This is a genomic window from Roseovarius gahaiensis (assembly GCF_011601345.1).
Classification (GTDB): domain Bacteria; phylum Pseudomonadota; class Alphaproteobacteria; order Rhodobacterales; family Rhodobacteraceae; genus Roseovarius; species Roseovarius gahaiensis.
The window spans coordinates 31,031-46,284 of the sequence record NZ_JAAORB010000022.1 but is presented as its reverse complement, the minus strand read 5'-3'; the positions used below and the strand labels follow the sequence as shown (position 1 = coordinate 46,284).

The 15,254-nt window shown below is 58.6% G+C and carries 14 protein-coding genes; 7 read left to right on the top strand and 7 right to left on the bottom strand.

Translation table 11 applies throughout. The annotated features are described in order from the left end of the window. Positions 1 to 72: 72 nt before the first annotated feature. The 3 genes from HAT86_RS11125 to guaA all read right to left on the bottom strand — a co-directional run bounded on the left by HAT86_RS11125 (position 73) and on the right by guaA (position 3,761). Positions 73 to 1,170: an OmpP1/FadL family transporter gene (locus HAT86_RS11125; RefSeq protein WP_167197355.1), complete on the bottom strand. Its 1,098-nt coding sequence runs from the start codon at positions 1,168 to 1,170 to the stop codon at positions 73 to 75. A 111-nt stretch (positions 1,171 to 1,281) separates the two neighbouring features. After that, positions 1,282 to 2,187: a DMT family transporter gene (locus HAT86_RS11120; protein WP_231125889.1), complete on the bottom strand. Its 906-nt coding sequence runs from the start codon at positions 2,185 to 2,187 to the stop codon at positions 1,282 to 1,284. An 11-nt stretch (positions 2,188 to 2,198) separates the two neighbouring features. After that, entirely contained in the window at positions 2,199 to 3,761 is a 1,563-nt protein-coding gene (guaA, locus tag HAT86_RS11115) for a glutamine-hydrolyzing GMP synthase (protein ID WP_167197351.1), read from the bottom strand. Between the two features lie 203 nt (positions 3,762 to 3,964). Between guaA and HAT86_RS11110 the strand changes: the two genes are divergently transcribed. Then, positions 3,965 to 5,509, top strand: coding sequence for a trimethylamine methyltransferase family protein (locus HAT86_RS11110; protein WP_167197348.1), 1,545 nt, complete (start codon positions 3,965 to 3,967; stop codon positions 5,507 to 5,509). Here HAT86_RS11110 and HAT86_RS11105 read toward each other — a convergent pair. Beyond that, positions 5,464 to 5,808 carry a DUF6477 family protein gene (locus tag HAT86_RS11105; protein ID WP_167197345.1) on the bottom strand — a complete coding sequence of 115 codons (345 nt, stop codon included), beginning with the start codon at positions 5,806 to 5,808 and terminating at the stop codon, positions 5,464 to 5,466. The two genes, HAT86_RS11110 and HAT86_RS11105, sit on opposite strands and share 46 nt — an antisense overlap. Positions 5,809 to 6,048: 240 nt before the next feature. Here HAT86_RS11105 and HAT86_RS11100 point away from each other — a divergent pair, with 240 nt between their 5' ends. Next, positions 6,049 to 7,167 (top strand): DUF6456 domain-containing protein, encoded by a 1,119-nt coding sequence (locus HAT86_RS11100; protein ID WP_231125888.1) that lies wholly within the window; start codon positions 6,049 to 6,051, stop codon positions 7,165 to 7,167. 5 nt (positions 7,168 to 7,172) lie between these two features. On the opposite strand, the gene HAT86_RS11095 is transcribed toward HAT86_RS11100, so the two are convergent. Next, a complete protein-coding gene (locus tag HAT86_RS11095) occupies positions 7,173 to 7,901 on the bottom strand; it encodes a VIT1/CCC1 transporter family protein (protein ID WP_167197341.1) in 729 nt (242 codons plus the stop codon). Positions 7,902 to 8,163: 262 nt separating this feature from the next. Here HAT86_RS11095 and lipA point away from each other — a divergent pair, with 262 nt between their 5' ends. Continuing rightward, positions 8,164 to 9,108 carry a lipoyl synthase gene (gene lipA, locus HAT86_RS11090; protein WP_167197338.1) on the top strand — a complete coding sequence of 315 codons (945 nt, stop codon included), beginning with the start codon at positions 8,164 to 8,166 and terminating at the stop codon, positions 9,106 to 9,108. 75 nt (positions 9,109 to 9,183) lie between these two features. On the opposite strand, the gene HAT86_RS11085 is transcribed toward lipA, so the two are convergent. Further along, positions 9,184 to 9,753, bottom strand: a complete 570-nt coding sequence (locus tag HAT86_RS11085) for a YcbK family protein (RefSeq protein WP_167197335.1) — start codon at positions 9,751 to 9,753, stop codon at positions 9,184 to 9,186. A 322-nt stretch (positions 9,754 to 10,075) separates the two neighbouring features. Between HAT86_RS11085 and HAT86_RS11080 the strand changes: the two genes are divergently transcribed. Genes HAT86_RS11080 through HAT86_RS11065 form a run of 4 tightly spaced genes read left to right on the top strand, consistent with a single transcriptional unit; the run spans position 10,076 to position 14,321 of the window. After that, the gene (locus tag HAT86_RS11080; protein ID WP_408015022.1) at positions 10,076 to 11,695 is read left to right on the top strand and encodes a L,D-transpeptidase family protein; all 1,620 of its coding nucleotides are present in this window, start codon (positions 10,076 to 10,078) and stop codon (positions 11,693 to 11,695) included. A 26-nt stretch (positions 11,696 to 11,721) separates the two neighbouring features. Beyond that, the gene (lpxD, locus tag HAT86_RS11075) at positions 11,722 to 12,813 is read left to right on the top strand and encodes a UDP-3-O-(3-hydroxymyristoyl)glucosamine N-acyltransferase (protein WP_167197332.1); all 1,092 of its coding nucleotides are present in this window, start codon (positions 11,722 to 11,724) and stop codon (positions 12,811 to 12,813) included. Positions 12,814 to 12,849: 36 nt separating this feature from the next. Continuing rightward, positions 12,850 to 13,113, top strand: coding sequence for an acyl carrier protein (locus tag HAT86_RS11070; RefSeq protein WP_167197329.1), 264 nt, complete (start codon positions 12,850 to 12,852; stop codon positions 13,111 to 13,113). Continuing rightward, entirely contained in the window at positions 13,110 to 14,321 is a 1,212-nt protein-coding gene (locus tag HAT86_RS11065; protein ID WP_167197326.1) for a beta-ketoacyl-[acyl-carrier-protein] synthase family protein, read from the top strand. Before HAT86_RS11070 ends, HAT86_RS11065 begins: the two co-directional genes overlap by 4 nt. Positions 14,322 to 14,396: 75 nt before the next feature. Here HAT86_RS11065 and HAT86_RS11060 read toward each other — a convergent pair whose 3' ends face one another. After that, entirely contained in the window at positions 14,397 to 15,050 is a 654-nt protein-coding gene (locus tag HAT86_RS11060) for an invasion associated locus B family protein (RefSeq protein ID WP_167197323.1), read from the bottom strand. Between the last annotated feature and the right edge of the window lie 204 nt (positions 15,051 to 15,254).

Here is a 15,254-nt window from a genome sequence, read left to right as displayed (position 1 = left end):
ATATGCCTCAAAAGCATGGAATCACAAAGCAAGCATCATGGGAATCCTGAATCTGATCAGGGGCGACACGCTCTAGTAGTGCCAGCCCACCTTGACGCCGAACCCGACGGCGCTGTTATCCGAGAAATCTGTCCGCAGCGGGCCAAGGTTGGTTGTCGCATCACCAAGCCACGTGTAATTCACCCCGGTCGAGATCGAGATATCGTCGGTCTTGTACCGCGCGCCAAGGGTGACACCGAACTTGCCGCTGGTTGGGCCAAGGTTTGAAATCGGCGTGTTTGAATCGCCGTCCTCATAGCTCATCGACAGGGATGCCGACCACGTTTCGCTGAGGCGACGGCCCACACCGAGCGAATAGGTGGTGGTGTCGTCCTGATAAGACAGGAACGCGTTTGTTGTCGTCTGACGATAGAGCGCAGGGTCAAGGCTGAAATCTGACCAGTCCACCCAACGGACCCCACCGAACAACAGCGTATCCTTGGCGATGCCGGTCTGGAAGCTGAGGTTCACCGACTGGGGCGTTTCAATTTCCGTGGTCGTGTAAAGAGGTGTCGCAGCGGGTGTAAAGATGTTTTCGGTTGTCTGATGCTCGGTCTTGATCCGCGAGTTGTAGGTCAGCGCAATGCGCATCGCGATATCAGGCCGCTCATACGAGACACCTGCCACATAGCCAACCCCGGTATCATCGCGGCCATTGACCGAATACCCCGCCACAGAGGGGATCGACGCAGTCGCGCTCAGGCGTTGCACCCGCAGGCCGCCATGCACACCAAAGCCGTTATCCATGCGGTAGCGCAGCAGACCTGTCAGGGCCAGTGTCTTCAGTTCGGCGCTTGATCCGCTCACCGGGTAGTTCGCCGGATCATAGGTCACGTCCGCGCCAAAGGGTTGATCCAGAATGATCGCGTAGCTCAGATTTTCGTTGATCTGGTGCTTCATCGCCGCGCCGAATGTCCAATAGGTGTTGGACATGTTGTTCGAGCTGAGCACACCCACTGGCGTTGCCACGGTGCCCGATACATCCGGTGCGACACTGCCGAAACTGATTTCGGCATAGTTACCATCTTGAAACAAAACGTCGATAGATTGACCTGACCGGTCGATGCCGCCCGCCTGCGCCGCGCTTGAAGCGGCCATCACGGCGGCAGCGGCAAATGCTGTTTTCTTCATACCTGTCTCCTCCTCAGATTTTGTCACGATAACGGGCGCGGGACACCGGTCAATCTTTGACGCTGCGTCAGTTACGCCACGGAAAACCAAGGTGATCGTGGGGCCACACCTTCAACGCGTGCGCGCCACGGCAGGGCGTCCTTTGCGGGTTTCAGACCACAAATTCAGGTAGTTTCCCCCAAAGATGATCGCCGCGCCAAGGATCACGAATACATCCACCGGCTCGTCATAGACCACAAGGCCGATCACGGCGATCAATGGCAAACGGGTGAAATCAACCGGGCTGACCAATGTGGCTGGCGCCATGGACAGCGCTGTCGTCAGGCAAAAATGCGCCATCAAGCCACCGCAGGCAATCACCACAAGCCACGGCACCGAGGCGGCAGAGGGCAGGGCGATGTCGCCATCCAGCCCCGCGCAGATCAGGCCGAATATACTTTGGCTAAGGGTCATCCAGAACAGGATGCAGGTCAGGGTTTCGGTGCGGGTCAGGCGCTTGGTAAACATAATCGACCCGGCAAAGCCGATGGCCGCACAGGCGGCAGCAAGCATACCGATATTGACCGAGTCAGGGCTTGGGCGCGCGACGATCAGTATGCCGATGAACCCCACGCAGGCCGCCAGAACCCGCACCCGCGTCATCTGTTCCCCCAAGATCAAGGGGGACAGAAGCAGCACCCACAGCGGCGAGGTGAATTCCAGCGCAAAGACCTGCGCCAACGGGATCAGCGTGATCGCGAAAAACCAAAGGTTTTGCCCGGTAAAGTGAAACACGTTGCGCAGCAGGTGCAGCCCCGGCTGGCGGGTGGTGATGGTGCGATGCGCCCCGCTCAGCCACGCCACACAGACCACAAAGACCAGCCCGATCAGGCTGCGATACATCATGATCTCGAACGTATCGAGTTCGAAACTGACCGATCGGCCGCCCACGGCCATGGCCGAAAAGGACAAGACCGCGCCCAGCATCCATGCAGCAGCGCGCAGCACATCAGCCGGATCGGTTTGGACAGCACGCATCGCCGGTCGGCTCACTCCCACTCGATGGTGCCGGGGGGCTTTGATGTCACGTCATAGGTGACGCGGTTTATGCCCTTGACCTCGTTGATGATCCGAGTTGCGGTTTCGCCCAGAAATTCGTGGGTGAAGGGGTAATAATCGGCGGTCATCCCGTCCACCGATGTCACGGCCCGTAGCGCGCAGGCATAATCATAGGTGCGCCCGTCGCCCATCACGCCAACCGTGCGCACCGGCAGGATCGCTACGAAAGCCTGCCAGATTTCGTCATAGAGGCTGTGCTTGCGGATCTGGTCGATATAGACCGCATCTGCCTTGCGCAGGATCTCCAGCTTGTCGCGGGTGATCTCGCCGGGGCAGCGAATGGCAAGGCCCGGCCCCGGAAACGGGTGCCGCCCGATGAAAGATGCCGGCAAGCCCAGTTCATGGCCAAGCGCGCGCACCTCGTCTTTGAACAACTCGCGCAGCGGTTCGACCAGCTTCAGGCCCATCTTTTCTGGCAGGCCGCCAACATTGTGGTGGCTTTTGATAGTGACCGAAGGCCCACCCGAAAAACTGACAGATTCGATCACGTCAGGGTAAAGCGTGCCTTGTGCCAAAAACTCGGCCCCATCGATGTCGCCCGCGTATTTCTGAAACACGTCGATAAAGAGCCGCCCAATGGTTTTTCTCTTTTCTTCCGGGTCACTTATGCCCTCAAGCTCACCCAAAAACAGATCTGCCTCGTCGGCGTGGATCAGGGGGATGTTATAATGATCCCGGAACATGGTGACCACTTCATCGGCTTCGTTCAGGCGCAACAGGCCGTGATCGACAAACACACAGGTCAGTTGATCGCCGATCGCCTCGTGGATCAGCACAGCCGCGACCGAGCTGTCGACACCGCCGGACAAGCCGCAAATCACCTGCTTGTCGCCCACCTGTTCGCGGATCAGGCGGATTGCCTCTTCGCGGTAGGCGGCCATTGTCCAATCGCCCTTGAACCCGGCCAAACGGATAAAATTTTCATACAGCGTCTTGCCGTTCGGCGTGTGGTGCACTTCGGGGTGGAACTGCACCGCATAGAATTGTCGTTCCAGATCTGCAGTAATCGCAAAGGGCGCATTGGGCGAGGTGCCATACACCTCAAAGCCCGGCGCGATCTGGCTAACGTGGTCGCCGTGGCTCATCCAGACTTGTTCACGTTCTTCCAAAAACCACCCGGTCAGCAGATCGATTCGCTGCGTGCTGGGACTGACATAGGCGCGGCCGAATTCCGCAGTGCCATGGCCGCGTTCCACCCGGCCGCCCAGCATGTGCATCATCACTTGCTGACCATAGCAAATGCCCAAAATCGGCACGCCAAGCTGGAACACCTTTTCTGGCGGGCGGGGCGATGCTTCGTCGATCACGCTGGCGGGCCCGCCGGACAGGATCACGGCCTTGGGCGCAAACTCGTCCAGAAAGGCGTCGGTGACGCTTTGGAAGGGGTGGATTTCACAATAGACGTTCAATTCGCGCAAGCGGCGCGCGATCAGCTGCGTCACCTGGCTGCCGAAGTCTATGATAAGAAGGCGGTCATGCAATGTCTGGCTCATGCCCTGCCAATAGGACGCAGGTGCGATTTGCGCAAGACCCGGCGTGCAGCGGGCCGCAAAACGGCATCACCTTGGCGTCACATGTCGCTTTAGACCGCATAAGGCCGCAAATCTCGGGTGGTGAGCCGGTTTGCTGCGGTATTGAAGGGCCAGCCGCGCCTGTTGTAATGGGCGCAAATTGCAGTTCAGGGGTAGGACAACACATGGCCGAAGCAGCAACCCGCAGACGTGGACGTGGTGGTGGTGGCGCGGCGCGCCGCGCAGAACGCACAGCCGTAAGCGTCGAAACCGCGAAATTTATCGAACGCAACATTCCGCTTTATGAAATTCTGGATGAAGAGGCGTTGCAGATCATCGAAACCAACGCCGAGATCATTCTGGAAGAGGTCGGCGTGAATTTCGTCGAAAACCCCAAAGCGTTGGACCGCTGGCGCGAGGCTGGGGCCGATGTTCGTGGTGAACGCGTGCACATTCCGCGCGGTCTGGCCCGCAAGCTATGCTCGACCGCGCCATCACGGTTCACACAACATGCGCGCAATCCCGAGCGCAATGTCGAAATCGGGGGCGACACACTGGTCTGTGCGCCGATCTATGGCCCGCCCTTTGTGCGCGACATGGAAGGTGGCCGCCGTTATGCCACCATGGCCGATTTCGAGCGCTTCGTGAAACTGGGCTATATGTCGAAATGGCTGCACCATTCCGGCGGCACCGTGTGCGAGCCGACCGATATCCCGGTGAACAAGCGCCATCTGGACATGCTCTATGCGCATATGACGCTGAGCGATAAACCGTTCATGGGGTCGGTCACCGATCCAGCGCGCGCGCAAGACAGCGTCGAGATGTGTGAAATCCTGTTCGGCGAGGATTTCGTGCGCGACAACACGGTTATGACCTCGCTGATCAATGTCAACTCGCCCATGACCTTCGACGAGGTGATGATGGGCGCGTTGGAGGTGTATGCCGAACACAATCAGGCATGCATCGTGTCACCCTTTATCGTGGGCGGCGCCATGGCGCCGGTGTCGGTGGTCGGCACTCTGACGCAGGTTCTGGCCGAAGTCATGGCCGGTATTGCTTATAGCCAATTGGTGCGTCCCGGTGCCCCGGTGATCTTTGGGGCCTTTGTCAGTTCGATCGACATGAATAGCGGCGCGCCCACCTTTGGGACGCCCGAGGCCAGCCAGATCATCTATGGTGCCGGTCAACTGGCGCGCCGCATGGGCCTGCCATTCCGGTCGGGCGGCAGCTTGTGCGGATCGAAACTACCCGATGCGCAGGCCGCCTACGAAACCGCAAACACCTTTAACGCCGTATTGCTGGGCGGTGTGAACTTCATGCTCCATAGCTGTGGTTGGCTGGAAGGCGGGCTTGTCGCCAGCTTTGAAAAATTCGTCATGGATGCAGATCAGCTGGGCGTCTTGCACAAAATGGCCGAGGGCATTGCCGCGGATGAGAACGGGCAAGCCATGGACGCCATCCGCGAAGTCGGGCCGGGCGGACATTACCTTGGCTGTGCTCACACGCAGGCCAACTTCAAAAAGGCGTTCTGGCGGTCGGATGTGCTGGATTACAAGCCATTCGAAACATGGCACGAGGAAGGCGAGCGCGATACGATGCTTCTGGCCAATGCCAAGATGCACCAGATGCTGGGCAATTATCAGCAGCCCGCGCTTGATCCGGCAATCGCCGAAGCGTTGGCCGGCTACGTCGCCGAGAAAAAGGCGTCAATGCCCGACGCCTTTACCTGATCCGCGCCGTCCTGAGGTATCATAGCTCGTACAATTCGGGCTTCGCCCATCATGGCGATCAGAACATCAACATGGCGCGCTGCAGAATACTCTGCGGTGCGCTTTTTTCGTTGGGCTTCGATGTCCAGTTCCAAGTCCATCAAAAGCATCAGCGCCTCTCCGCTACGCGGCAAGGGGTCAATCCCCAACACCCGCGGCAAATGCGTGCTGCGCCGATACTCGGCCAAGCCGAACCGCGCGGCACGGATCAAAAGACAGGGGCGGCGAAGGGTGTTGAGGGCTGACAGCATATCCAACATGGCAATCTCTCCAGTCTGATTTCACCACCTGTCATACGCAACTTTAGCGGGTGTTGCGTCTTTATCAATATCACCGACGCAGCCCTGAGCAGTTGTTTACCTTTTGGAAGTCATTGTTACCAAACAGTTTATAGTTAACGAACTGGTAAGAAAAACCCGCTTAGGTTGTGGCTATTTTGCCATTAGTTGCAAAAGTCCAGGCCAGGAATGGCCCGGTTGGGAACGTGGAAAGGAATTGATATGGCGTATGGCTCTGTTGGGTCGGACCGGATGGCCGACGTTCCATCATGGGTGCCCCAACCTGCAATACACTATCTGGCGCATACCGAAAGTGGCACATCGATCCGGGCGCTGGCGCGACGGGCCGGATGCCATGCCTCGACGGTTCTGCGCCAGATCCGTAGCTACGAATCCAAGCGAGATGATCTTTTGGTTGATGAGGGGTTACGCCGATTGGGCCGCCACGTTCTTCATCACAGCCGGGCCGGTTCTCAGATCAAGGAGGCGAAAGATAAAATGATCACGGAAACCAGCCACAGGATGCAAACCTTGTCGGATGACCAATTGTCGTCCCAAACCCGGCGAATCCTGCTGCGCCTTTGCGAGACAGGGGCGATTCTTGCCGTGTCGGCAGACATGGACAAGGCCGTTGTCGTTCGGGAAACACCGGATGGGGCCTCGTCGCGCACCGCCGTGGTGGATCGCGCCATCGCCGAAGCGATGGCTTTGAAATCATGGATATCCTGCGGCAACACCGGACGTGTCCTGCGCTACACGATCACGGCGGCGGGCCGCAGTGCGTTGAACCGGATGATTGCCGAGACGGAAAATCAGGCGCTTGGCTTTGCCGAAGCCCCGGCTGGGTTCATCGGGCGGGAGCAGATTTGCCATGCGCAAACGTCATCCGACGCAAAACGCCTGCGCTACGGGCTTGGCGAAACGCCGTTGGTGGCGCTGGCGCGTCGCAAAGACCGAGACGGGCGGCCATTTCTGTCAGCCGGTTTGGTGCATGCGGGTGAGCGTCTGCGCGAAGATTTCGAATTGGGGCAAATCAGCAGCCCGCAAAACACAAGCAATTGGGACACGGTGTTGACCGAAATCGAAGACGCGCGGCAGGCCATCGCGCAAGACCGGTATGCGATGCAGGCTGGCGCGCGCGTTGTCGGAGCCTTGCGTGACCTTGGGCCGGGGCTTGGTGATATGGCGTTGCGCTGTTGTTGCTATCTTGAAGGGCTTGAAACCGCCGAACGGCGCATGGGTTGGTCGGCACGGTCGGGCAAAATCGTGTTACGAATCGCGCTGCAGCGGCTGAAATGGTATTACGACGATTTGGGCGAGTCCGGCGGCTTGATCGGCTAAGCGGCTCAGCCGCCGACAATCCAGCCCACGCCAAAAGCCACCAAGGCGCAAACACCCCCGACCAAAACCGTTTCACCGACCGAGCGCAGTAGATTTTCCCGCAAGGCTCCAAAGCGCAGCAACCCCAATGCGACAAGCGCAAGCAATGTGGCCAGAACGGAGACTACAAAAGTCGTCGGGGTCGGATCGAACAGGAAATAGGGCACCAGCGGCACGGCCCCGAAGCAAACAAAGGCAAAAAAGGTGAATAATCCGTTGATTGCCGGGTTTTCATCATCGGGGTCGTGCATGCCGTGTTGATAGGACATGATCATATCCGCCATCAGGCGAGGATGGCGCGACAAGATCGTGGTCATGGTTTTTGCGTCCTCGTCGCTTAATCCTCGGTGCTGCAACAACCCGGTGATACGTTTTCCCCCGTGCGAGGGGTGCTGCCCGATGTCGCGCAGCTCGGCCTGATGGCGGCTGCGATACAAATCGTTCTGCGCACGGGCTGACAAGAATTCGCCCAATCCCATGCTAACCGCATCGGCAAACAGATTGGCCAAGCCGAACACAAGAACGGCCACCGCGCCGATGTGGCCCACCCCCTCGGCAGAGGCCCCGGCAAACCCGGCAACGATGGCAAACGTCGTCACGATTCCGTCATTGCCGCCGTAAACGATCTGCTTGAGAAACTGTTGGGTTTTGCCAAGGGCCGGGGGAGGCGCCTGTAATTTGTTGTCAGGGTCCATGGCGGGCTGTTGCCTTGTTTAAATCCGTGACGTCAGACGATAAATGACCTGACGCAATCTGCAACCATATGCGTCACACGGATGAAAGCCGGCCCGCGCAAAACAGCACGGGCCGGTACACACCAAAGCACTCGATAAGGCGATGGGAACTGATCACAACCGCCGCGGATGACTCGCGATGCGGCATTTGTAGAACTGGCACTCTCCACCGCTGTGCACTATACTTGCATCAAGTTAACAAATGATGTGCGGGGAATAATTCGTGCGAGACCTCAAGATCCCGGATCAGCGCCACCCGGAAAAAGCGCATAGACCGGATAATGCACAGCCGAAAAAGCCTGACTGGATCCGCGTCAAGGCACCTTCGGGCAAAGGATATCGCGAAACGCACAAGATCATGCGTGAGCATAACCTGGTGACCGTCTGCGAAGAGGCGGGCTGCCCCAATGCCGGCGAATGTTGGAGCCAGGGTCACGCCACCATGATGATCATGGGCGATATCTGCACGCGGGGGTGCACGTTCTGCAACGTGGCCACAGGCAAGCCACAGGATCTGGATGTCTTTGAACCCGGCCGCGTGGCCGACGCCGTGCAGAAACTGGGGTTGAACCATGTGGTGATCACCAGCGTGGATCGCGACGATATCGACGACGGCGGCGCCGAACATTTCGCGCAGACGATTCGCGCCGTGCGCCATCGTAGCCCCGGAACCACGATTGAAATTCTGACGCCCGATTTTCTGCATTGCGCACCCTCGGTTCTGGAAACCGTGGTGGCGGCGAAACCGGACGTGTTTAACCACAACCTTGAAACCGTGCCGGCGCTTTACCCGTCGGTGCGGCCCGGCGCGCGGTATTTCCATTCGCTGCGTCTGTTGCAGCGCGTGAAAGAGATCGACCCGTCGATGTTCACCAAATCCGGTATCATGGTTGGTTTGGGCGAAGACCGGCAGGCCGTGCATCAGGTGATGGATGACATGCGAGCCGCCGATATCGATTTTTTGACCATCGGCCAGTATTTGCAACCCACGCCGAAACATCATGTAGTCGATCGTTTCGTGCATCCCGATGAATTCGCCGCCTATGAGAAAGCTGCCTACGGCAAGGGGTTCCTGATGGTGTCTGCCACGCCGCTGACGCGCTCAAGCTATCATGCGGGTGACGATTTTGCCCGCCTGCGCGAGGCGCGTTTGGCGAAACTTGGCTAAGACGCTTAGACACACAGACAAAAAAAACCGGCTTCTGATAGCCGGTTTTTTTAATTCACGTCAGTATGTAGCGCCTCAACGGCCCCATGTCCGGACCGGGCCGCAATCCATGTGCACGAAGTTCGACCCCGAATACCGTCCGACGCCACCGCCTTGGCAGGCCTTGGCCGCGCGGAACATTTGTGACACCGACCGCGATCCAAGCCGCAGATCCGCAGCTTGCCCACGCAAATGGCGCGAATTCTTGGCCACACCGCTGGACCGGCTACGCAACATCGCGTTTGTTTTTGGGCTGCGATAGCCCGACAACAGCATATAGGGTTCGTCCACATCCAGAAGGTTGTGGGCCGCCGCCATAATGTCGATCGTGCGCGTGTCGATGTTTTTGATATCGTTTGTGCGCCAATCGCGCATGAACAAATTGATTTCTTTGACCGCGTCCGAGATGTAGTCACCCTCGATCCAGTAAATCGTGTCGATCCGTTCGCCGGTGCGGGGCGATGTCATACGCAGTCGGCGCACATCGCCGGCCCCGCGCAAAAACCCTGCCGCATTGCTGTAGGTGGGGGCTGCGATCATGGTGGTCGCCGCAAAGGCCCCCAAAACCGCACGCCGCGTCATGCCCAAAGAGCTGTCTTTTGTCATATTAATAGCGCCTGTCCCGTCGCTTGCTCGGTGCCCACGTTTCGCGGGCTGTGTTTCTATATCCCCAAGTTGGCTCAGGTTATGGCACATCAGGAATCACTGACCAAGTGGGATTTAGTCCAAATTGATTGTGGCAAGTATTTTCGGCAGATTTTTGCGCATATCGTGAATACTGTGCCCAAATTGCGCGAGTGCCGATGCGTTTTCGCCGCAATCACGTTGCGACGACGCGACATAACTCAGAATTGAATGGACAAATTCGCGACCGGCCTGCCAACACCGTGTATAGTTTCGATGTGCGAACAACCTAAGGATTTTCAGTATGGGTGCGATGACCAAGGCAGGGGTGCGAGTTTTTCTGCTGGCCGGATTGGTGGCGTGTGTTCAACTATTTGTCAGCGCCACACCCTCACAGGCCGTGGGGCAGGTGACGGCCTTCAAGCAAGCCGTGGCAGAAGCCGCTGCGCAGGACCGTGATCTTGCTGCGTTTTATCGCGAATACGGGTATCAGCCGCTCTGGACTGGATCCTCTCGCAAAGATCGTCGCCGTCGCGCGGCCCTGTTCGACGCCATCGCCGCGGCAGATGACCACGGGCTACCGTCCGCGCGGTACGATGCCGACAGCCTTCTGCGCCAGCTTGACTCGGTGCGCTCACCAAGGGATCGCGGGCTGGCAGAGGTTGCGCTTAGCCGGGCCTTTCTGTCACTGGCGCGGGACATGCAGACCGGTGTTTTGGTTCCCGCTCGCATCGACAGCGATATCAAACGGCAGGTGCCGTATCGCGACCGCAAATCCTACCTGACGGGCTTTGCGCAAAGCGATCCTGCCGGATTTTTCCGGGCTTTGCCCCCGAAAACCAACGAGTACAGCCGCCTGATGAAGGAAAAGCTACGTCTGGAACGTGTGCTGGCCCAAGGCGGATGGGGCCCCAAGGTGCCTGCCGATGGGCTGAAGCCCGGGCAATCGGGGGCCGCAGTGGTGGCCATGCGCAACCGTTTGATAGCCATGGGCTTTTTGCCGCGCAGCGCCACCAACAGCTATGACACGCAGATGCTGCAGGCGGTGCAGGGCTTCCAGGTGGCGCACGGCCTGACGCCGGATGGCGTGGCCGGATCCGGGACGATGGCGGAAATCAACCGCTCTGTCTCTGACCGACTGAAATCGATCATTGTCGCCATGGAGCGGGAACGCTGGATGAATAAACCCAAAGGCCAGCGTCATATCATGGTCAACCTAACCGATTTTCACGCCCGGATTTTCGACAATGATGTTGTCACCTTCGAAACCCGCGCCGTGATAGGCAAGAATGACAGCACCCGCCGCAGCCCCGAGTTTTCGGACGAGATGGACCATATGGTCATCAATCCCACATGGCATGTGCCCCGGTCTATCGCGGTCAACGAATACCTGCCGCAGATGAAGCGCAACCGCAATGCCGTCGGACATCTGAAGCTGTATGATCGGCGGGGGCGTCAGGTCAGCCGGTCATCGATCAATTTCAACGCCTATAACGCGTCCAATTTCCCGTATGCGATCAAACAGCCGCCGTCACAGCGCAATGCGCTTGGGCTGGTCAAGTTCATGTTCCCGAACAAGTATAATATCTACCTGCACGATACCCCTGCCAAAAACCTGTTCGAACGCGAAAAGCGCGACTACAGCCACGGCTGTATCCGCCTTCAAAAACCGTTTGAATTTGCCTATACATTGCTGGCCAAACAAGAAAACGACCCCAAGGGCTTTTTCCATGCCACGTTGAACACAGGCCGCGAAACGCGGGTGAATATGGTTGATCCCGTGCCGGTGCACATCCAATACCGCACCGCATTCACCCGTGCCAAAGGCCCGGTGCAATACCGTCGCGATGTCTATGGCCGCGACGGGCGGATCTGGGACGCTCTTGAAAAAGCAGGGGTTTCGCTACGCGCACAACAAGGCTAAACCACCCTTCGCAAAAGGAGAGTGCCATGGCCTACACGGTAGAGCAGATCGCACAGGCGCTTGGGGCGACAGCCCTGGGTGCCACGGATCTTGAGATCGACAGCGTTGCCGAACCGACCGACGCGACCGACCGCCAACTGGCTTTGGCGATGAAGCCCGAATATGCCGAAAACCTTTCCGAAGGGGAGGCGCGCGCCGCGATGCTGTGGGACGGGGCCGATTGGCAAGCGCTTGGGCTTGAGGCCGCGATTATTTCGCCGCGCCCGCGCTTTGCCTTGGCGGGGCTATCGGCGATGATGGATCAGGGGCAGGGCTGGCCGCAAGGCATCCACCCTTCGGCAGTGATCGACGATAGCGCCGAACTGGCCCCGGATGTCAGCGTCGGGCCAATGGTGGTGATCGGCGCAGGCGTTCGGATCGGGGCGGGCACGGTGATCGGGCCGCAGTGTTTTATCGGAACCGACACGCAGATCGGGCCGGGCGGATTTTTGCGCGAAGGTGTTCGGATCGGCGCAAGGGTCTGCATTGGCGCGCGCTTTGTTGCACAGCCCGGCGCGGTGATCGGGGGCGACGGGTTTTCGTTCGTCACACCCGAAGTGTCGGGGGTTGAGCGCGCCCGGCAAACCTTGGGCGAGCAGGGCGAGGTGCAAAAGCAATCCTATGCGCGTATCCACTCACTGGGCAGTGTCAGCATTGGCGATGACGTCGAAGTGGGTGCCAACACCTGCATCGACCGTGGCACCGTGCGCGATACCCGGATCGGCAATGGCAGCAAGATCGACAACCTTGTCCAGATAGGCCACAACGTGGTGATCGGAAATGATACCTTGCTGTGCGGGCAGGTGGGCATTGGTGGCTCGGCGGTGCTTGGCAACAACGTGGTGTTGGCGGGTCAAACAGGCATCGCCGACAACATCTTTGTCGGGGATAATGTGATCACCGGCGGCAGCACCAAGGCGTTGGCCAATATCCCGGCGGGACGTGTGATGCTGGGCTATCCGGCGATGAAAATGGACAGCCAAATGGAGGTCTACAAGAATCTTCGTCGGCTTAAGCGCCTGTTTACCGATGTGGCCGCGCTTAAGAAAACTGTTTCAAAAATCGGGCAGAGTGACTAGATCCCACACGACGGGATCGCAACAAAGAGCACAGCCATGAGCCGCAGCACCACAGATCGTGTAATTGCCATCATCGCCGAACAGGCGGTGTTGGACCCTTCTGATGTTACGCTGGACAGCACGATGGAGGATCTGGGCATTGACAGCCTTGGGCTGGTCGAAAGTATTTTCGCAATCGAAGAAGAATTCGACATCTCGGTGCCGTTCAATGCCAATGAACCCCAAGCCAGCGATTTCGACATTTCGTCGGTCGCAGCCATTATCGAAGGCATTGAAAAACTGGTGAAAGAGCAATCGTGAAACGCGTTGTCATCACCGGGGCGGGCACGATCAATGCGCTTGGCCACACGGTGCCCGCCACGCTTGAGGCGATGCGCGAAGGTCGCTGCGGCATTGGGCCACTGGATTTTCGTGATGTTGACCGCCTGTCGATCCGGATTGGCGGGCAGGTCAACAATTACGAACCAGAAACCCGGTTCAACCGCCAGCAACTGGCGCTTTACGACCGTTTCACGCAGTTCACCCTGATCGCCGCGCGCGAGGCGATTGAGCAATCCGGTTTGACGTTTTCGGGTGATCTGGCTGCGCGTGCCGGGATCGTTCTGGGCAATTCGGGCGGCGGTATGACCACGCTCGATGACAATTACCGCAGCGTGTACGAAGACGGTAAAAACCGGGTGCATCCCTTTGTGGTGCCCAAGCTGATGAACAACGCCGCCTCCAGCCACGTGTCGATGGAGTTCAACCTTAAGGGGCCAAGTTTTACCGTGTCCACCGCCTGCGCCTCGTCCAATCATGCGATGGCGCAGGCGTTTCAGATGGTGCATGGCGGCATGACACCGGTGATGATCACCGGCGGCTCTGAATCGATGCTGTGCTTTGGCGGCGTCAAGGCGTGGGAGGGGCTGCGCGTGATGTCACGCGACGCCTGCCGCCCATTCTCGGCCAATCGCAACGGCATGGTGCAGGGCGAAGGCGCCGGGGTTTTCGTATTCGAAGACTATGACCATGCCCGCGCCCGCGGTGCCGAGATTCTGGCCGAGGTCGCAGGCTATGCCATGTCGTCGGATGCGGCCGATATCGTGATGCCGTCGAAACAGGGGGCGTCACGCGCCATCAAAGGCGCGCTTTCGGATGCGCGGCTGAACACCACGGATGTGGGCTATATCAACGCCCACGGCACAGGCACGGCGGCGAATGACAAAACCGAAAGCGCGGCGGTGGCCGATGTGTTCGGCGCGCATGCCGACCGGCTGATGATTTCTTCGACAAAATCCATGCATGGGCACCTGATCGGGGGCACCGGGGCGGTTGAATTGCTGGCCTGTATCATGGCCGTGCGCGACGGGATCATCGCGCCAACCATAGGCTATGAAGAGCCGGACCCGGAATGCGCGCTTGACGTGGTGCCTAACGTGGCGCGCGAGGCCAAAGTCGATGTGGCGCTGTCCAACGCTTTTGCCTTTGGCGGGTTGAACGCAGTTCTGGCCCTGAAACGCTTTGCCTGACCGATCGGCCAAAATGCAAACGGCGCCGCGTGTTGCCCACGCCGCGCCGCTTGTGGTTTAACCGGATCGCTAAGATCAGTTCTCGACGATTGACACGTTGTCTAAGGCTGCGGTGAACCCGCTGAGCGATGCCTTGATGTTCAAGGTCTGATCGGGCGCTTGCGCCGGGACCAGTTGCAGGTTTGCTTCGACCCCGGCCTTGAATGCGTCTATGTCGGCTTGGGTCAGGCCGATCCGGGCAAAGCAGCCCACCATCGAGCAGAACGAATATGTATAGGTCTTGGCAGGGCCACCATCGACCGAGATACGCAATTCTTCGGTCAACAGGGTTCCAAGCGGCACAACGATTGTCGCCCCGGCGACGGCCTGTGATCCTTCGGGCAGACGAAACAGGCTGAATTCGGCGACAGGGTTGCCAGCTTCTTCTGTCAGAAGCTGATACATCTGACAGGGGTCTTCTTCGGCCTCTGACCGGAAACATTTAAGCTGCCAGTCCCCATATTCCTCTTTGATATAGGTGGGGTCTTCTTGTGGCTGTCGGCCCATATCCAGCAGGTTTTCGGCCTCTTCGGCATCCGTCTGAATATTTTGCCCACTGTCGTCGGTCTCGGCGGGTGCTGGCTCTTCGGCTGTGGTTTGCGCGTCGGCGCCCGTGTCGTCCTGTGCGTGCAATGCTGTTCCAAGGCCAAGAAGGGCCACCAAAGGCAAAGTCGAAAGAAGTCTTGGCATATGATCCCCATGCGATGACTGACTGTGTGTTGCCCCGCGCTGTAACATGGCGCGCGGCATGTGTCAGGATAAAACAGAACGACGGGGTGCGGTGCAAGGCAGAAATCCGCCTTTTCCTATGGCGCCTGACCGGGCCACATGTCGTAATTGCGTCGGATAAATTGTTGGGATTGGTCGCGCAGTCTTGCCCTGCAAAACAGAAAA